At 69.1% G+C, this 16,983-nt stretch carries 16 protein-coding genes; 11 read left to right on the forward strand and 5 right to left on the reverse strand.

The genetic code is table 11. The features are described from left to right. Nucleotides 1-41 precede the first annotated feature (41 nt). The 9 genes from WT97_RS06640 to WT97_RS06680 all read left to right on the forward strand — a co-directional run bounded on the left by WT97_RS06640 (nt 42) and on the right by WT97_RS06680 (nt 7,678). Nucleotides 42-578 carry an NUDIX domain-containing protein gene (locus WT97_RS06640; protein ID WP_059505619.1) on the forward strand — a complete coding sequence of 179 codons (537 nt, stop codon included), beginning with the start codon at nt 42-44 and terminating at the stop codon, nt 576-578. 148 nt (nt 579-726) lie between these two features. Continuing rightward, nucleotides 727-1,164, forward strand: a complete 438-nt coding sequence (locus tag WT97_RS06645) for a thioesterase family protein (protein WP_059505621.1) — start codon at nt 727-729, stop codon at nt 1,162-1,164. Between the two features lie 9 nt (nt 1,165-1,173). Continuing rightward, nucleotides 1,174-2,109, forward strand: a complete 936-nt coding sequence (locus WT97_RS06650) for a branched-chain amino acid ABC transporter permease (protein ID WP_060353176.1) — start codon at nt 1,174-1,176, stop codon at nt 2,107-2,109. Continuing rightward, nucleotides 2,102-3,331, forward strand: coding sequence for a branched-chain amino acid ABC transporter permease (locus WT97_RS06655; RefSeq protein ID WP_060353177.1), 1,230 nt, complete (start codon nt 2,102-2,104; stop codon nt 3,329-3,331). Before WT97_RS06650 ends, WT97_RS06655 begins: the two co-directional genes overlap by 8 nt. Further along, nucleotides 3,328-4,080: an ABC transporter ATP-binding protein gene (locus tag WT97_RS06660; RefSeq protein WP_060034375.1), complete on the forward strand. Its 753-nt coding sequence runs from the start codon at nt 3,328-3,330 to the stop codon at nt 4,078-4,080. Before WT97_RS06655 ends, WT97_RS06660 begins: the two co-directional genes overlap by 4 nt. Beyond that, complete coding sequence (locus tag WT97_RS06665) at nt 4,077-4,781, forward strand: ABC transporter ATP-binding protein (RefSeq protein WP_059505629.1); 705 nt, start codon at nt 4,077-4,079, stop codon at nt 4,779-4,781. The genes WT97_RS06660 and WT97_RS06665 overlap by 4 nt, the downstream gene beginning before the upstream one ends. 200 nt (nt 4,782-4,981) lie before the next feature. Next, nucleotides 4,982-5,728, forward strand: coding sequence for an SDR family NAD(P)-dependent oxidoreductase (locus tag WT97_RS06670; RefSeq protein ID WP_059505631.1), 747 nt, complete (start codon nt 4,982-4,984; stop codon nt 5,726-5,728). Between the two features lie 262 nt (nt 5,729-5,990). Further along, on the forward strand, nt 5,991-7,217 hold the full coding sequence (locus tag WT97_RS06675; protein WP_060034368.1) for a beta-ketoacyl synthase N-terminal-like domain-containing protein: 1,227 nt from the start codon (nt 5,991-5,993) through the stop codon (nt 7,215-7,217). A 53-nt stretch (nt 7,218-7,270) separates the two neighbouring features. Continuing rightward, complete coding sequence (locus WT97_RS06680; RefSeq protein WP_059505634.1) at nt 7,271-7,678, forward strand: YbgC/FadM family acyl-CoA thioesterase; 408 nt, start codon at nt 7,271-7,273, stop codon at nt 7,676-7,678. A gap of 61 nt (nt 7,679-7,739) precedes the next feature. On the opposite strand, the gene WT97_RS06685 is transcribed toward WT97_RS06680, so the two are convergent. The 5 genes from WT97_RS06685 to iolC all read right to left on the reverse strand — a co-directional run bounded on the left by WT97_RS06685 (nt 7,740) and on the right by iolC (nt 14,097). Beyond that, nucleotides 7,740-8,234 carry a heme-degrading domain-containing protein gene (locus WT97_RS06685; protein ID WP_060353178.1) on the reverse strand — a complete coding sequence of 165 codons (495 nt, stop codon included), beginning with the start codon at nt 8,232-8,234 and terminating at the stop codon, nt 7,740-7,742. Between the two features lie 103 nt (nt 8,235-8,337). Then, complete coding sequence (gene iolB, locus WT97_RS06690; protein ID WP_060353179.1) at nt 8,338-9,156, reverse strand: 5-deoxy-glucuronate isomerase; 819 nt, start codon at nt 9,154-9,156, stop codon at nt 8,338-8,340. Between the two features lie 56 nt (nt 9,157-9,212). Then, complete coding sequence (gene iolE, locus WT97_RS06695; protein WP_060353180.1) at nt 9,213-10,142, reverse strand: myo-inosose-2 dehydratase; 930 nt, start codon at nt 10,140-10,142, stop codon at nt 9,213-9,215. Between the two features lie 66 nt (nt 10,143-10,208). Further along, on the reverse strand, nt 10,209-12,092 hold the full coding sequence (gene iolD / locus WT97_RS06700) for a 3D-(3,5/4)-trihydroxycyclohexane-1,2-dione acylhydrolase (decyclizing) (protein WP_060353181.1): 1,884 nt from the start codon (nt 12,090-12,092) through the stop codon (nt 10,209-10,211). A 46-nt stretch (nt 12,093-12,138) separates the two neighbouring features. After that, complete coding sequence (gene iolC / locus WT97_RS06705; protein WP_060353182.1) at nt 12,139-14,097, reverse strand: 5-dehydro-2-deoxygluconokinase; 1,959 nt, start codon at nt 14,095-14,097, stop codon at nt 12,139-12,141. 315 nt (nt 14,098-14,412) lie between these two features. Here iolC and WT97_RS06710 point away from each other — a divergent pair, with 315 nt between their 5' ends. Together WT97_RS06710 and WT97_RS06715 are read left to right on the forward strand one after the other, a co-directional pair. Beyond that, a complete protein-coding gene (locus WT97_RS06710) occupies nt 14,413-15,339 on the forward strand; it encodes a sugar ABC transporter substrate-binding protein (protein ID WP_059505642.1) in 927 nt (308 codons plus the stop codon). A gap of 68 nt (nt 15,340-15,407) precedes the next feature. Further along, entirely contained in the window at nt 15,408-16,982 is a 1,575-nt protein-coding gene (locus tag WT97_RS06715; protein ID WP_060353183.1) for a sugar ABC transporter ATP-binding protein, read from the forward strand. Nucleotide 16,983: the final 1 nt, after the last annotated feature.

The following is a 16,983-nucleotide window of genomic DNA, read 5'->3' on the forward strand; positions in this document are numbered from 1 at the left end:
AGCCGGCAGACGGCCGTCCGGCGCTCGCCAGATTTCCATCGATGACCACCGCCGACTATCGCTTTTGCCCGCGCTGCGCGAGCCCGCTGACCGAGCGGGCCGATCCCGACCATGAGGGCGGCCGCATCCGCCAGGCCTGCCCCGACGAGTCCTGCGGCTACGTGCACTGGAACAACCCGCTGCCCGTCGTCGCCGCGATCGTCGAACTCGACGGCAAGATCCTGCTCGCGCGCAACGCGGCGTGGCCCGAAGGGATGTTCGCGCTGATCACCGGCTTCCTCGAAAACGGCGAGACGCCCGAGGACGGCATCGCGCGCGAGGTATTCGAGGAAACCGCGCTGAAGGCCGAGCACGTATCGCTCGTCGGCGTGTACGAATTCATGCGCAAGAACGAACTGATCATCGCGTACCACGTGCGGGCGTCGGGCACGGTGTCGCTGTCGCCGGAACTGCTCGAATACAAGCTCGTCGATCCGCCGCTGCTGCGCCCGTGGCGCGCCGGCACGGGCGTCGCGCTCGCCGACTGGATGCGCGCGCGCGGCCTCGATTTCGAATTCGTCGACCGGCCGGGGCAGTGACGCACCGGCCTGCCCGCAGCATGCCGTCCGCCGTGGCGCGCGCGATCGCGTCGCGGCGCTTCGTCGCCGGCCGGCGCGCCGCGTCGTGCGGCCGTCACGCGTCGTCCCCGTCGTTTCCTCCGCTTCCATCGTCCTGACCGCCATCGCCATGTCCGACAAGCCGCAGCCGCGTCCGCGCGACGCCTATCGCCACTTCCTGCCGATCACGACCCGCTGGATGGACAACGACGTCTACGGGCACGTGAACAACGTCGTCTACTACAGCTACTTCGACACCGTCGTGAACGAGTACCTGATCCGCGCGGGCGTGCTCGACGTCGAGCACGGGCAGACGATCGGGCTGGTCGTCGAGACGCAGTGCAACTACTTCGCGCCGCTCGTGTTCCCGCAATCGGTCGACGCGGGCCTGCGCGTCGTGAAGCTCGGCACGTCGAGCGTGCGCTATGAAGTCGGGCTGTTCGCACAAGGCGATGCGTTGCCCGCCGCGCAGGGGCATTTCGTGCACGTGTACGTCGATCGCGGCACGCGCCGCCCGGTGCCGCTGCCCGACGCGCTGCGCGCCGCGCTCGAACCGCTCGCCGCCTGACGATACGCGGTGCACGCGTTCGCGCTCCAGGCCTTCAACGGCCTCAGCTACGGCCTGCTGCTGTTCATGCTGTCGGCCGGCCTCACGCTGATCTTCAGCGTGCAGGGCGTGCTCAACTTCGCGCATGCGAGCTTCTACATGCTCGGTGCGTATGTCGGCTACGGCATCGCGGCCTCGGCGGGCTTCTGGGCCGCGCTCGTGCTCGCGCCGCTGGCGGTCGGGCTGCTCGGCGCCGGCTGCGAACGCGTGCTGCTGCGCCGTGTGCAGGCGCGCGGCCATACGAGCGAACTGCTGCTGACCTTCGGTCTCGCGTACCTGATCGGCGAGGGCGCGAAACTCGCGTGGGGCCTCGCGCCGCTGCCGGCGCCCGTGCCGCCGCTGTTCGACGGCGCGCCCGTGACCGTGTTCGGTCTCGCGTTGCCGCGTTACCGGCTGTTCATGATGGCGATGTCCGCGGCGATGCTGGTCGCGCTCGGCGGGCTGCTGCGCGCATCGCGCATCGGGCTCGTCGTGCGCGCGGCGCTCACGCATCGCGCGGCCGTCGAGGCGCTCGGCTACGACGTGCCGCGTGTGATGACGGCGCTGTTCGGTGCGGGCACCGCGCTCGCGGCGCTGGCCGGCGTGATCGGCGCGCCGCTCGCGGTGATCGAGCCCGCGCTCGCCGAGACGGTCGGGTCGGTCGTGTTCGCGGTCGTCGTGATCGGCGGCCTGGGCTCGCTCGGCGGCGCGTTCGTCGCGTCGCTCGCGGTCGGCTTCGCGCAGACCTTCACGGCCGCGAGCGACACGTCGCTGCGTGACCTCGCGCAATGGACGGGCATCGCGCTGCCCGACAGCGTGGCCACCGTGTCGATCGCGCAACTGGCGCCGTTGGTGCCGTACCTGCTGCTCGTTGCGGTCCTGGTCGCGCGGCCGCGCGGGCTGTTCGGCGAGCGTGCCGATGCCTAGCCGCGCACTGGCCGGATGCGTGCGCTGGACGCTGTTCGCCGCGTGCGTCGCGCTGCCCGCATGGCTGTGGCCGCATGGCGCGGTGCTCGGCTATCTCGCGCAGACGGCCGCGCTCGTCGTGCTCGCGCTGTCGTACAACCTGCAGCTCGGCACGACCGGGCTGCTGTCGTTCGGACATGCGGCATTCGCAGGCCTCGGCGCGTTCGCGGCAGCCCACTGGTTCAACCATATCGGCGGTCCGCTGCCGCTGTTGCCGCTCGTCGGCGGCGTGGCCGGCGCGGGCTTCGGGTTCGTCGCCGGGCTGCTGGCGACGCGTCGTTCCGGCACCGCGTTCGCGATGATCACGCTCGGCCTCGGCGAATGCGTCGCCGCCGCCGCGTGGAGCGTGCCCGCGTGGTTCGGCGGTCTCGGCGGCGTGCCGATCGATCGCGCGAGCGGTGCGCCGTGGGGCAACGCGCATTTCGGCGCGCCGGCGCACGCGTATGCGTTGATCGCCGCGTGGTGCGTCGTGTCGGCGTGGGCGATGCATGCGCTGACGCGCACGCCGCTCGCGCGGCTCGCGAACGCAGTGCGCGACAACCCGGCGCGCGTCGCCGCGCTCGGCACCGATCCGCGCCGTGTACGGCTCGCGATGGTCACCTGCGCATCGTTCTTCGCCGGCATCGCCGGCACGCTGACGCTGATCGACGTCGAGATCGCGACGCCCGACAGCGTGTCGATGGCGCGCTCGGCGACCGTGCTGATCGCCGCGGTGATCGGCGGCACCGGCGCATTCTTCGGGCCGGCGGCCGGCGCGGCCGTGCTGACCGCGCTGAGTATCGTCGTCGCGGGTGTGTCGCGCGCGTGGGCGCTGTATCTCGGCGTGCTGTTCGTCGCGATCGTCGTGGCCGCGCCCGGCGGGATCGCGGGCATTGTGCGGGCGCTCGCGCCTGCGCTGCGGCGCGGCGCGCCGGCCGTCGAGCGGTGGCGCGTGCTGTGCGCCGTCGGTGCGTGCGCGTTCTGGGGCGTCGCGATCGTCTGCGCGGCCGAGCTCGGTTATGCATGGCGCTTCGCGCAGGACGACGGCACGGGCCTCGCGTTCGGCGCGTGGGGCATCGACGCCGATACGCCGGCCGGCTGGGCCGTCGCGTGCTCGGCGGCCGGCATCGGCACGCTGCTGTGGCGCTGGCGCGCGCGGCTCGCGCATGACGCGGCGGTGGCCACGCAGGAGGACGCGCGATGAACGGCAACGCGATCGCGCTTCACGGCGTCGTGCAGCGCTTCGGCGCGCAGACCGTGCTCGACGGGGTCGACTTGAGCATCGCGGCCGGCGAGCGCCATGCGCTGATCGGGCCGAACGGCGCGGGCAAATCGACGCTGTTCGGCGTGATTGCCGGGGCGACGCGGCCGACGCGCGGGCGCGTCGTGCTGCACGGCGTCGAGCTGCGCGGGCGCGGGCCGGTCGTCGCGAGCCGCCTCGGCATCGGCCGCAGTTTTCAGCAGACGAGCGCGTTCGCGCGCCTGACGGTGTTCGACAATCTGCGCTGCGCGGCGCTGCATGCGCCGGCCGAACGGCGGCGCTGGTGGAACCGGCTGCGCGAATCGGCGTCGATCGATCGCGCGGCGGCACGCGTGCTGCACGACATCGGCCTCGACGCGCGGCGCGACACGCCGGCCGCCGAGTTGAGCTATGCGGAGCAGCGCGCGCTCGATCTCGGGATCGCGCTCGCGAGCGGCGCGCGTACGCTGCTGCTCGACGAGCCGACGGCCGGCATGAGCCGCGCGCAGGCGGCGCGGATGATCGCGCTGATCCGCGCGACGACGCAGGGCCGCACCGTGCTGATGATCGAGCACGACATGGACGCGGTGTTCGGTTTCGCCGAACGCATCACCGTGCTCGTGCGCGGCACGGTGGTCGCGACCGGCGCGCCCGACGCGATCCGCGCCGATTCGCGCGTGCGGGCCGCCTACCTGGGCGAGGGCGCGGCATGAGCGCCGTGCTCGATATTCGCGGGCTGCGTGCGTGGTACGGGTTGCAACCCGTGCTCGACGGCGTCGATCTCGCGCTCGCGCCGGGCGAGACGCTCGCGCTGCTCGGCCGCAACGGCTCGGGGCGCTCGACGCTCGCGAAGGCCGTGATGGGGCTCGTGCGCACGGCCGGCTCGGTGCGCATCGCCGGCGCCGAATGCGCGGGTGCGCGGACGTTCGAGATCGCGCGGCGCGGCGTCGCTTACGTGGCCGAAAGCCGCGACGTGTTTCCGCTGCTGACCGTGCGCGATAACCTGCGGCTCGGTTTGCGCGGCGCGAGCGGCGCAACCGAACGCGCGGCGCTCGACCGCCTGTTCGAGCGTTTTCCGCTGCTGGCCGCGCGCGCGGGCGTGAAAGCCGGGCGGCTGTCGGGCGGCGAGCAGCAGGTGCTCGCGCTGGTGCGCGCACTCGCCGGCCGGCCGCGCGTGCTGATCGTCGACGAACCGGCCGAAGGGCTCGCGCCGCTCGCGGTCGACGAAGTCGGTGCGTGCCTCGCCGCGCTGCAGGCCGACGGCGTGTCGATCGTGCTGATCGAGCAGCGGTTGCAGCTTGCGCCGCGGCTCGCGCGGCGCGCGGCGGTAATGGGGCGCGGACGGATCGTCTACGACGGTGGGCTCGACGGGCTGGGCGGCGAGGTTGCCCACGCGTGGCTGAGCGCCGGCTGACGGCATCCAGTCGATTGTTCGGCAAACTCCGCCAGTCAATTCGCTTTGGGCCGCTTTATCGCCGCGGTGCCGCACCGTACATTGCCTGTCAGGCCGGTCGTCATCGCAACGCATCGATGCAACGACGCATCGACGCATCGACGCGTCGTCTCGGCAACCGGCGCCATCCATCGAACGTCTTCTGACTGAGGAATGAAATCATGAGCAAGCTGGCAGGCAAGGTAGCGATCGTCACGGGCGCATCGAAGGGCATCGGCGCGGCAATCGCGAAGGCACTGGCGGGCGAAGGTGCATCGGTCGTCGTCAACTACGCGAGCAGCAAGGCAGGCGCGGATGCGGTCGTGAGCGCGATCGCGGAAGCGGGCGGCCGCGCGGTCGCGGTCGGCGGCGATGTGTCGAAGGCCGCCGACGCGCAACGCATCGTCGATACCGCCATCGAAACGTATGGTCGTCTCGACGTGCTCGTCAACAACTCCGGCGTGTACGAATTCGCGCCGATCGAAGCGATCACCGAAGAACACTACCGCCGGCAGTTCGACACGAACGTGTTCGGCGTGCTGCTGACCACGCAGGCGGCGGTCAAGCATCTCGGCGAAGGCGCGAGCATCATCAACATCAGCTCGGTGGTGACCAGCATCACGCCGCCCGCCAGCGCCGTGTACAGCGGCACGAAGGGCGCGGTCGACGCGATCACCGGCGTGCTCGCGCTCGAACTCGGCCCGCGCAAGATCCGCGTGAACGCGATCAACCCGGGGATGATCGTGACCGAAGGCACGCACAGCGCGGGCATCATCGGTTCCGATCTCGAAGCGCAGGTGCTCGGCCAGACGCCGCTCGGCCGCCTCGGCGAGCCGAACGACATCGCGTCGGTCGCCGTGTTCCTCGCATCGGACGATGCACGCTGGATGACCGGCGAACACCTTGTCGTGAGCGGCGGGTTGAACTGAGTCGACATTAGGGGGCCGTGCGCGCGGCAACGTGCCCCCGCGACTGCAGCGTCGCAGGCCCTGCTGCCCCGCACCTCCGCTGCGCGGATTCGGTCGGGTTTGCGAAAACGCGAATTTCGATATTTAATTCCTCTGAACTGATCCGGCGGATTCGAATCCGGACGCAGACGGCACACATCGCTGGCCGGCCGGGTGCACATAGGCGGCGCGACCGTCGGCATGCTGCCGACGCCGACATGGTTCGTCTTTGGGGAAGCGGGGCATGAGACGTGCGGTCATCACGGGGATCGGCATTGCGTCCAGCATCGGCAGCGATGTCCCGACCGTGCGCGAAGCGTTGCGCACGGGTCGCAGCGGTGTCGTGTTTTCCGAATCGTTCAGGGACGCGGGATTGCGCAGCCACGTCTGGGCACCTGTCGAGGTGCCCGCTGCCGACCGCGTCGATCGCCGGCATCTCCGATGGATGACCCCTGCCGCGCTGCAGGCGTTCGCATGCATGCAACAGGCGATCGACGACGCGCGGCTGCCTCCGCGTCTGGTATCGAACGAGCGCACCGGCGTGATCGTCGGCAACGCGTGCGGGATGTCGCTCGGATACGTCCATGCGGTCGATGCCATGCGTACGCGCGGAGTGCGCGGCGTCGGCGCGTACGACATCGTGCATTCGATGCCGTCCGTGCATGCCGCGTGCCTTGCCGTCGCGTTCGGCGTACGCGGCGTGAGCTATGCGATCTGTGGCGCGTGCGCCGCATCCGCACAGTGCATAGGCCATGCCGTCGAATTGATCCGGGCGGGCACGCAGGACATCGTGTTCGCCGGCGGCGCTGAAGAACTGGGCTGGGAAATCGCATGCCAGTACGATGCGATCGGCGCACTGTCCACCCGCTTCAACGATACGCCGATGCGTGCGTCGCGCACCTATGATGCGGCTCGCGACGGCTTCGTGATCTCGGGCGGCGCAGGGATCGTCGTGGTCGAGGAAATGAACCATGCCATCGAGCGCGGCGCGCGCGTGCATGCGGAAGTGATCGGCTACGGCACGACGACCGACGGCATCGACATGGTCCTGCCGTCCGGCGAAGGCGCCGAGCGCAGCATGAGGCTCGCGTTGCTCGGTATCGATTTGCCGATCGACTATCTGAACACGCACGGCACGTCTACGCCCGTCGGCGACATCCGCGAACTCCGCGCGATTCGGAATGTGTTCGGCGAGGCCGCGCCGCCGTTGTCGTCGACCAAGTCGACGACCGGCCACGCGCAGGGTGCGGCCGGCGTGCACGAATTTATCTATGCACTGCTCATGATGAGCGGGGGATTCATTGCACCGAGCATGAACATCGAGCAGCTCGACGACGGCGCACGTGGCTTCGACATCGTCACTGCGACCACGCAGCGGAAACTGACGACCGTGATGACGAACAGTTTCGGTTTCGGCGGCGTCAATGCGACCCTCGTCATGACGAACGCCTACTGTGCGCAGACGCAATAGCGCGCTGCCGCATGCCTTTTTCCGAACTGCCGATTTCTCCTGGAGGTCTCGACATGGACGCTGCTCCCTGCCATCGCAGTCATCATCTTTCGCTGCGCGTGCCGTTCGCGGATGTCGATCTCGGCGGCGTCGTCTATCACGCGAACTACCTGCGCTGGTTCGATCAGGCCAGGATGGAATGGTATCGCGCCAACGGCATCGATCTCGCGCACATGATGGCCGAGCTGCGAACCGGACTTATCGTCTGCCGTATCGAGACGGAGTTCCTGTCGCCGGCGCATCACGACGAACCGTTGACGATCCGCACGACACTCGCCGAGTTCACTCGCGTACGTCTCGCGTTCCAGCAGGAGGTCTATCGCGACGATACGCTGCTGGCAAAGGGGCGAACAGGGCTCGCCGGCGTGAATCTCGACACGCTGCGGCCCGTTCGGGTTCCGTTTGCGTTTCGCGTCGAATGAAAGAGGGATGCCGAGGGGCTGCGCGATCCGCTGCCCATCGGCCGCGAGCGGGGGCGACGCGCTACGCGCTCATCGCCAGCGCATTCGCGCCGACGTGCCACCGCAAGCATTCGACGACGAGCGCGTGATCGCGTTCGGAGCCGAGGCCCGCGATCGCCATTGCGCCGACGAGGCCGGCGCCGGCGATCCGCAACGGCACGCCGCCGCCGTCGAGCGCGTAGTCGTCGTCCGACAGGCCCTGCGACCCCAGCGACCAGCCGGCACGCCGAAAGCGCGCGCCGACCGCGAGCGAACTCTGGCCGAAACGCAGGACCGTGTTTTGCCGTCGGCGGATCGCATCGCCGTCGTGCGCGCCGCTACCGTCGAGCGCGCAGTAGAACAGCAGCGCCTGCTCGCCGACGATGCCGACCGCAATCGGCAGCCCGCGTCGCGACGCGAGGTTGACCGCGATTTCTCCCACGCGGCGCGCGACGGCTGCATCGAAGTGCGGCAGCGCCGGAGTCGACGCATCGTCGTCGAAGGCGTGGGGTTCGAGGCGAAAGGGGGACGTCACCATGGCGGGCTCCGTGGCGTTGCCGGCTCGATACGCGGGCCGGGCGTCGCATCGTCACGGGCCGCGTGGGCCCGTCTTCCGTTCAGTGCTTCGGCGCTTCGGCACGTCAGCGTTTCGGCGCCGCGTCGAGCATCCACTCGTGCGCGGGGTCGTTCTTGAACGCCCACGCGCGGCTCGGCCCGGCCATCACGTTCAGGTAGTACAGGTTGTAGCCGTGAGGAGCCACGACCGGGTGGTAGCCGCGCGGCACCATCACGACGTCGTGGTTCTCGACCGCGCACGCCTCGTCGAGGGTGCGGTCGTCGGTGTACACGCGCTGGAACGCGAAACCCTGCGGCGGATCGATCCGGTGATAGTAGGTTTCCTCGAGCGAGGTTTCGTCGGGCGCCGCGTCGCGGTCGTGCTTGTGCGGCGGATAGCTGCTCGAATGGCTGGCCGGCGTGACGACTTCGACGACGAGGAGGCGCTCGGCGGCCGGGTTGTCGCCCATCAGGATGTCGCATACGTAGCGCGTGTTGGTGCCTTGCCCGCGCACCGAGCGGCGCATCCGTTCGCCGTCGAGGCGCCGCACGGGCTTGTCGCCGCTCGCATACGGCGCGGTGCACAGCGCGACTTCCGCATCGCGCGTCGCGACCAGCGTGACGCGCTTGCCGCCCGGCACGTACAGCGCGTCAGGCGATACGTCTTCGAATACGCTGTCGCGCTTGCCGAGCGCGTCGTAGGTTTCGCCGTCGACGTCCGCGCGCACCGTGCCGGTCAGCACGACGACGCACAGTTCGCGCGTGCCCGTGTCGAGCGTCTCGGCGTCGCCGGCCTTCAGGCGCAGCGCGCGAAAGCCGACGTGCTTCCAGCCGGCCGATTCGGGCGTGACGTTGCAGATTTCGCGGTCGGCGGATGCCTTGACCAGCAGGGGAGAAATCGTCATGAAGTGGGTCTCCGCAATAGGGTGGGGCTCGAGCGCTCAGACGGTCGCGCGCGGGTTCACGCGCTCAACCGGTCGACGATCGCGCGCAGCGACTCGTAGCCCTTCTTCGCATATGCATAGCTCGGCGCGACGGCCGGATCCTGCTCGGCCTCGACGACGAGCCAGCCTTCGTAGCCGGCGTCCTTCAGCGTGCGCAGCGTCGCGTCGTAGTCGAGCGCGCCGTCGCCCGGCACCGTGAAGGTGCCGTTGATCACGCCGTTCAGGAAGCTCCAGCCGTCGTTGCGCGCCTGGTTGACGACCCGCGGGCGCACGTCCTTGCAATGCACGTGCGCCACGCGCGATACGTGTTTCCTCAGCAGCGCCACCGGGTCGGCCGCGCCGCCGAAATACGCGTGGCCGGTGTCGAACAGCAGGAACACCTTCGCGGGGTCGGTCAGCGCCATCAGCCGGTCGACGTCGTCCGGCGATTCGACGTACGCGCCCATGTGGTGATGGTAGGCGAGCCGGATCCCGTAGGTGTCGAGCAGATGCGCGCCGAACGCGTCGAGGCGCGCCGCGTAGCGCCGCCACGCTTCGTCGTCGACGAAACGCGGGCGCTTCGCGACCGGCGTGTCGATGCTGCCCTGGATCGTGCCCGCGCATTCGCCGTACACGACGACCGTCACGTCGTTGAATTGCAGCTTCGTCATGTGCGCGCGGCAGCGCTCGATTTCCGCCGCGACGGCATCGGCGTCGGTCATGCCCGGCGCGACTTCCGCGAGGAAGCCCGAGTACCAGCCCGACACGCACACGAGCCCGAATTCGGCGAGCTTCGCCTTCAGTTCGGGGCCCGTCTTCGGAAACTTGTTGCCGAGCTCGAAGCCCGCATAGCCGATTTCGGCGCCTTCCTTCAGCGCCGTCTCGAGCGGCGTCTCGCCGCCGAGCGACGGCAGGTCGTCGTTCATCCACGACAGGGGATTGATGCCGATGCGGACGTTCCAGCTCATGTCTTGCTTCCTCGATTCGATTCGGATGATGGGGGGCGGGGCATGTTCGTGGCGCAGCGTGCGCGATCAGCGCCGCTGCCGGGTTTTCGCGTCGAGATACGCCTGGTGCGCGCGTTCGACACCGGCGCGTGCGGAGACCTGCGGCACCGCGACTTCCCACCACGCGCCGCCGTCGTCGGTGGTGCGACGGTGCGTGGTGTCGATCACGAGCACCTGGCTCTTCGTCGCCGCCCGCGCGCGTTTCATTTCGCGGCGCAACTCGCCGACGTCGCGCACGTGCACGGCGTCCGCACCCATCGCGCGCGCATGCATCGCGAAGTCGATCGTCGAGCGTTCGCCGCCTTCGGGCACGCAGTCGTCGAGCATGTTGTTGAAGCTGGCGCCGCCGCAGTTGAGCTGCAACCGCTCGATGCAGCCGTAGCCGCGGTTGTCGAGGATCACGACGATCAGCTTGCGGCCGAGCATCACGGAGGTCGCGAGTTCCGCGTTGAGCATCATGTACGAGCCGTCGCCGACGATCACGATCACTTCGCGCCCGGGGCGTGCAAGCTTCGCGCCGAGGCCGCCCGCGACCTCGTAGCCCATGCACGAATACGCATAGTCCATGTGGTAGTTGCCCGGCACGCCGCTGCGCCACAGCTTGTGCAGTTCGGCCGGCAGCGTGCCGGCCGCGCAGACGACGAGGTCGTCGCGCGCGCTGTCGCGCCCCGCGTCGGCCGCGGAATCGCGCACCGCGCCGATCACTTCCGCGTCGTACGGCAGCGTGTCGGTCGGAATCCGGGTGGTCAGCTCCGTCACGCGCGCGTTCCATGCGGCGGCCTGGTCGCGGTTCGCGGCCGTCCACGCCGCGTCGGCGCGCCAGCCGGCCAGCGCGGCCGACAGCTGGCCGAGGCCCGTACGCGCGTCGGCAACCAGTTGCCGGCCGCGTTTCTTTCCCGCGTCGAACGGCTGCACGTTCAGGCTCAACAACGTTGCGTCGCCGTAAAGCGCGTGCGAGCCGGTCGTGAAATCCTGCAGCCGCGTGCCGACCGCGAACACGACGTCGGCCTGCGCGGCCGCGCGATTGGCGGCGGGGGAGCCCGTCACGCCGATCGATCCGAGGTTCAGCGGGTGGTCCCACGCAAGGCTGCCCTTGCCGGCCTGCGATTCGGCCACCGGCACGCCATGCGTGTCGGCGAACGTGCGCAGCGCGTCCCACGCCTGGCTGTACAGCACGCCGCCGCCGGCGACGATCAGCGGCTTCTTCGCGGCCTTCAGCACGTCGAGCGCATCGGCGAGTTCGAGCGGGTCGGCCGGCGGCCGGCGCATCCGGATCACCGGCGGCGCGAAGAAATCCTCGGGCCAGTCGTACGCGAAGGTCTGTACGTCCTGCGGCAGCGCGAGGCACACGGGGCCGCACTGCGCGGGATCGGTCATCACCTGGATCGCGCGCGGCAGCGCGACGAGCAGTTGCTCGGGCGACGCGATGCGGTCGAAGTAGCGCGTCACCGGCCGGAAGCAGTCGTTCGCGCTGACGTCGCCCTGTTCGAAATCCTCGACCTGCTGCAGTACCGGGTCGGGCAGCCGCGACACGAACACGTCGCCGGGCAGCAGCAGCAGCGGCAAGCGGCCGACGTGCGCGAGCGCGGCGGACGTGAGCATGTTGGTCGCGCCGGGGCCGATGCTCGACGTCGCGGCCATCATCCGCTGGCGGAAATTCGCTTTCGCGAACGCGACGGCCGCGTTGGCCATCCCTTGCTCGTTGTGCGCGCGAAACGTCGGCAGCCGGTCCTTCTCGGCATGCAGCGCTTCGCCGAGCCCGGCCACGTTGCCGTGGCCGAAGATCGCGAACACGCCGCCGCAGTACGGCAGGATTTCGGTGCGGCCGTCGGGCTGGACGACTTCGGCGCGCAGGGCGGCCAGGTAGCGCACGAGCGCCTGGCTGACGGTCAGTCTTACGGTGGTGGTCATCGTCGGTCGATAGAGAGAAGTCGGGTGGTCGTCGCGAACACGGGCATCAGGCTGCTGCGGCGGCGCGCGCGGCGGCCCGGCGGCCCAGCCACGCGTCGACCAGTTGCGCGAAGTTGCCGGCCACTTCGTCGATCAGCGCCTGATCGTCGATCCGGCCCGCGAACCAGTTCAGCGATGCATCGGCCCACAGCGTGCGCCCGACCATGAAGCCCTTGACGATCGGGTTGGTCGCCGAGCGGAAGCTGTCGACGAGGTATTGCAGCGGCTGGTTCAGCCCGAGGATCACCGCGCCGCGGCAGTACGGGTCGCGCTCGGCGATCAGCGCGGCGAGCCGTGCCCAGCCGTCGGCGCTCAGCGGCGTGAGCTTCCACCATTCGGGCTTCACGCCGAGGTTGTAGAAGCGCGCGACCGTGCGCAGCACCGCGTCGTCCTCGGTGCCGGCCGGCGTGACCGCGCGCGGCGGAATCATTTCCAGCAGCAGCTCGTTGCCGCTCGCGCGCGTGGCTTCCCACAGTTCGAGCACGCGCTGCTCCTGCTCGACGCGTAGATCGACGGCGTCGTCGGGGTGATAGTGAACGAGGCACTTCACGACCTGTTCGGTCGGCCAGTGCGTGAGCGACGAGCCGACCGAACGCGTCTCGTCGAACCGCAGCGGCCGCGAGCCCGGCAGCTCGACCGGCCGGCCGACCCACCAGCCGCGCCCGGTGGCCGATGCGAGTGCGTCGCCGCCGTACGCGCCGCCGTCGATCAGCACGCCGACGTGGCCGGCGATGCCGCGATCGCGTTCGACCTGTTCGACCGCGCGCACGAGCAGGCGCTTCAACGTGCTGATCCGCGCTTCGTCCGCGCCGGCCTGCACCGCGAGCTCGTAGAACTGGCTGCGATGGTCGAACGCCATCACGTACAGGTCGTCCCATTCGCGGCGCGGCACCGTCACGCGATGCAGGTGCGCGAGCGTACGGTCGGCATCGACCGCCGGATTGCGGCTGCCGCCGAACCAGTGCGCGAGCTCGGCCGGCGTCGGCATCGCGGCCGAGCACGCGTGGCGCGACACGACGATCGCGCCGCATGCGTTCGCGATGCGCGTCGATTCGGCCCAGTCGCGCCCGCGCAGCAGCCCCGACAGCAGGCCCGACAGGAACGCGTCGCCCGCGCCGAGCACGTTGAGCACCTCGACGCGTTCGCCGACGAAGGTCGGCGCGGCGTCGATGCGCGCGGGAACGTCGCCTTCGATCACGCAGCAGCCGAGCGCGCCGCGCTTGACGACCAGCGTCGCGTTCGTGATCGCGCGCACCGCCTGCAACGACGCGATCAGATCGTGCGGCACGCCGCCCGCGATCAGGAATTCCTCTTCGGTGCCGACCAGCAGATCGAATTCGTCGAGCACCTGCTGCAGTTGCCGCGTTACCTGCGCGTCGGGTACGTAACGGTTCTCGCCGGCGCCGCGCGCGGTCAGCCCCCACAGCACCGGCCGGTAGTCGATGTCGAGGATGCGCACCGCGCCGTGGCGGCGCGCGTAACCGAGCGCGGTCAGCGATGCCTCGCGCGTGCCCGGCGTCGACAGATGCGTGCCGGTGATCGCCAGCGCGCGGCAACCGGCGATGAAGTCCTCGCTGATCTCGTCGGCGCGCACGGCCATGTCCGCGCAGTTCTCGCGCACGAACAGCAGCGGGAACGTATCGCGATCCTTCAGCCCGAGCAGCACGAGCGCGGTGAGGCGCTCGCGATCGGTCTGCAGCTGGCTCGTGTCGCAGCCTTCGCGCTCGAGCGTCTCGCGCAGGAAGCGGCCCATCTGCTCGTCGCCGACGCGCGAAATCATCGCGGTCTTCAGCCCGAGCCGCGCGACGCCGAACGCGACGTTGCCCGACGAGCCGCCGAGATACATCTGGAAGCTGCGCGCGTCTTCGAGGCGGCTGCCGTACTGCTGCGCATAGAGATCCACGGCCACACGGCCGAGGCAGGCGAGATCGATGGGGCGGTCACTCGGAAAGTTCAGCAGGCTCATATCACGTGTCACGCTCGCGGCCGGCGTTCGGCGCTGCCGGCGGATTAGGGGACCGATCCGGCGGCGGCTGTCCGCGGCATGTGCCGCACGACGCGAGGCTACCTGCCGCCGGGATTCGGGCTACGGACGCAGTCTAGACTTTTTGGAAATCCAGTTCCCTAGGTGAAATCACGTAGAAATAAATTTCCAAATTCTCGAGGAAGTGATCTACAGTTTCATCCGGATGCTTCAGTCCCGATCGGACAGATCGGACTCGGCCCGGCGGCGCGCAATGCGCCGTCTTCCGCCCCCCGGAGATGAGGAGACAGATTGATCATGAAGACCAAGCTGATGGCCGTCGCGGCCGCCGCGATCCTGGCTGCGCCGCTCGCGCATGCGGAGAAGATCGGCGTGACGATGGCATCGTTCGACGACACGTTCCTGACCATCCTGCGCAACAGCATCGCCGATTCGGCGAAGAAGGACGGCGCGACGGTGCAGATCGAGGACGGCGGCAATGACGTCGGCAAGCAGTTGAGCCAGGTCCAGAACATGATCGCGCAGAAAGTCGACGCGATCATCGTGAACGCGGTCGATACCGACGCGACGCCGAAGATCACGAAGATGGTGACCGCGGCGAAGATCCCGCTCGTCTACGTGAACCGCAAGCCGGTCGATTTCGACAAGCTGCCGGCCGGCGTCGCCGTCGTCGCCTCCGACGAAAAGCAGTCGGGCACGCTGCAGGCGCGCCAGGTGTGCAAGCTGCTCGGCGGCAAGGGCGACATCCTCGTGCTGATGGGCGAGCTGTCCAACGAATCGGCGCGCGCCCGCACCAAGGACATCGAGGACGTGATCGCGACGAAGGATTGCGCGGGCATGAAGATCGTCGACAAGCGCGAAGGCAAGTGGAGCCGCACGCAGGGCCAGGACATCACGATGAACTGGCTGAGCTCCGGGACCAAGTTCGACGCGATCGTGTCGAACAACGACGAAATGGCGATCGGCGCGATCAACGCGCTGAAGGCCGCGCGCAAGCTGACGCCGAAAACGGTCGTCGCAGGCATCGACGCGACGCCGGACGGCCTCGCGGCGATGAAGGCCGGCGAGTTGAAGGTGTCCGTGTACCAGAACGCGACCGGGCAGGGCGCGCAGGCCGTCGCCACCGCGCTGAAGCTCGCGAAGAAGCAGCCCGTCGATCGCTACGTGAACGTGCCGTTCGAGCTCGTGACGCCGGAGAACATGAACCAGTACGCGAAGCACTGACCGGTTTTTCCGCTGAACTGCGCGGGCCCGGCACGGCCGGGTTCGCGCGCGACTTTCGAGGAACGTCCATGTTTACAGCCAGGATCGCGCGCTCGATGGCCAGCGAAAGCGCGCCTGCCGCCTCGTCCGCCGCGCCCGGCTCGTCCGGTGCGGCCATGGCCGACTGCGTGCTCGAGGTGCGCGGCGTCGGCAAGTCCTTTCCCGGCGTCGTCGCGCTCGACGGCGTGCAGTTCCGCGTGCGGCGCGGCACCGTTCATGCGCTGATGGGCGAGAACGGCGCCGGCAAGTCCACGCTGATGAAGATCATCGCCGGCGTCTACACGCCCGACCAGGGCGAAATCCTGATCAACGGCGAGCCGGTCGTGCTGAACGGCCCGCTCGATGCGCTCGACCGCGGCATCGCGATGATCCATCAGGAGCTCAACCTGATGCCGTACATGACGGTCGCGGAGAACATCTGGATCCGCCGCGAACCGAAGAACCGCTTCGGCCTGATCGATCACGCCGAGCTGCGCCGCCGCACGGCCGCGCTGTTCGAGCGGCTGTCGATCGACATCGACCCGGAAACCGACGTGCGCACGCTGACGGTCGCGAGCCGCCAGATGGTCGAGATCGCGAAGGCCGTGTCGTTCGACTCGGACGTGCTGATCATGGACGAGCCGACCTCCGCGCTGACCGAGAAGGAAGTCACGCACCTGTTCCGGATCATTCGCCAGCTGCGCGAGCAGGGCAAGGGCATCGTCTACATCACGCACAAGATGAACGAGCTGTTCGAGATCGCCGACGAGTTCTCGGTGTTCCGCGACGGCAAGTACATCGGCACGCATGCGTCGAGCGACGTCACGCGCGACGACATCATCCGCATGATGGTCGGGCGCGAGATTACGCAGATGTTCCCGAAGGAAGAGGTGCCGATCGGCGACGTCGTGCTGTCGGTGAAGGATCTCTGCGTCGACGGCGTGTTCCGCGACGTGAGCTTCGAGCTGCGCGCGGGCGAGATCCTCGGCGTCGCGGGCCTCGTCGGCTCGGGGCGCTCGAACGTCGCGGAGGCGCTGTTCGGCGTCGTGCCGGCCACGTCGGGCGAGATCCGCATCGACGGCAAGCCGGTGCGGATCGCGACGCCTGCGCAGGCGATGAAACACGGGATGGCGTTCCTCACCGAGGACCGCAAGGACTCCGGCTGCTTCCTGAATCTCGACCTGCTCGCGAACATGGAAGCGGCGGTGCTCAGCCGCCGCTACGTGAAGTTCAATTTCGTGCAGCAGGCGCAGTTGAGGCGCGACTGCGAGGAAATGAGCCGGATGCTGCGCGTGAAGTCGCCCGGGCTGCACGAGGAAATCCAGAACCTGTCGGGCGGCAACCAGCAGAAGGTGCTGATCGGTCGCTGGCTGCTCACGCAGCCGCGCATCCTGATCCTCGACGAACCGACGCGCGGCATCGACGTCGGCGCGAAGGCCGAGATCCACCGGCTCGTCAGCGCGCTTGCCGCCAAGGGCGTCGCGGTGCTGATGATCTCGTCGGAAATGCCGGAAGTGCTGGGGATGAGCGATCGCGTGATGGTGATGCACGAAGGGCGCATGACCGGCATCGTCGATCGCAAGGACGCCGACCAGGTCCGCATCATGGATCTCGCGTCACGCTGAG

This window comes from Burkholderia sp. MSMB1459WGS (genome assembly GCF_001534535.1).
In the GTDB taxonomy this organism is placed as follows: domain Bacteria; phylum Pseudomonadota; class Gammaproteobacteria; order Burkholderiales; family Burkholderiaceae; genus Burkholderia.

Bases quoted from the DNA above. Each gene is read 5' to 3' on its own strand.
- WT97_RS06710 (WP_059505642.1), top strand. From the start codon at position 14,413: ATGAAGACCAAGCTGATGGCCGTCGCGGCCGCCGCGATCCTGGCTGCG.
- WT97_RS06715 (WP_060353183.1), top strand. From the start codon at position 15,408: ATGTTTACAGCCAGGATCGCGCGCTCGATGGCCAGCGAAAGCGCGCCT.
- WT97_RS06645 (WP_059505621.1), top strand. From the start codon at position 727: ATGTCCGACAAGCCGCAGCCGCGTCCGCGCGACGCCTATCGCCACTTC.
- iolB (WP_060353179.1), bottom strand. From the start codon at position 9,156: ATGACGATTTCTCCCCTGCTGGTCAAGGCATCCGCCGACCGCGAAATC.
- WT97_RS06685 (WP_060353178.1), bottom strand. From the start codon at position 8,234: ATGGTGACGTCCCCCTTTCGCCTCGAACCCCACGCCTTCGACGACGAT.
- WT97_RS06655 (WP_060353177.1), top strand. From the start codon at position 2,102: ATGCCTAGCCGCGCACTGGCCGGATGCGTGCGCTGGACGCTGTTCGCC.
- iolC (WP_060353182.1), bottom strand. From the start codon at position 14,097: ATGAGCCTGCTGAACTTTCCGAGTGACCGCCCCATCGATCTCGCCTGC.
- WT97_RS06640 (WP_059505619.1), top strand. From the start codon at position 42: ATGACCACCGCCGACTATCGCTTTTGCCCGCGCTGCGCGAGCCCGCTG.
- iolE (WP_060353180.1), bottom strand. From the start codon at position 10,142: ATGAGCTGGAACGTCCGCATCGGCATCAATCCCCTGTCGTGGATGAAC.
- iolD (WP_060353181.1), bottom strand. From the start codon at position 12,092: ATGACCACCACCGTAAGACTGACCGTCAGCCAGGCGCTCGTGCGCTAC.
- WT97_RS06665 (WP_059505629.1), top strand. From the start codon at position 4,077: ATGAGCGCCGTGCTCGATATTCGCGGGCTGCGTGCGTGGTACGGGTTG.
- WT97_RS06680 (WP_059505634.1), top strand. From the start codon at position 7,271: ATGGACGCTGCTCCCTGCCATCGCAGTCATCATCTTTCGCTGCGCGTG.
- WT97_RS06670 (WP_059505631.1), top strand. From the start codon at position 4,982: ATGAGCAAGCTGGCAGGCAAGGTAGCGATCGTCACGGGCGCATCGAAG.
- WT97_RS06660 (WP_060034375.1), top strand. From the start codon at position 3,328: ATGAACGGCAACGCGATCGCGCTTCACGGCGTCGTGCAGCGCTTCGGC.
- WT97_RS06675 (WP_060034368.1), top strand. From the start codon at position 5,991: ATGAGACGTGCGGTCATCACGGGGATCGGCATTGCGTCCAGCATCGGC.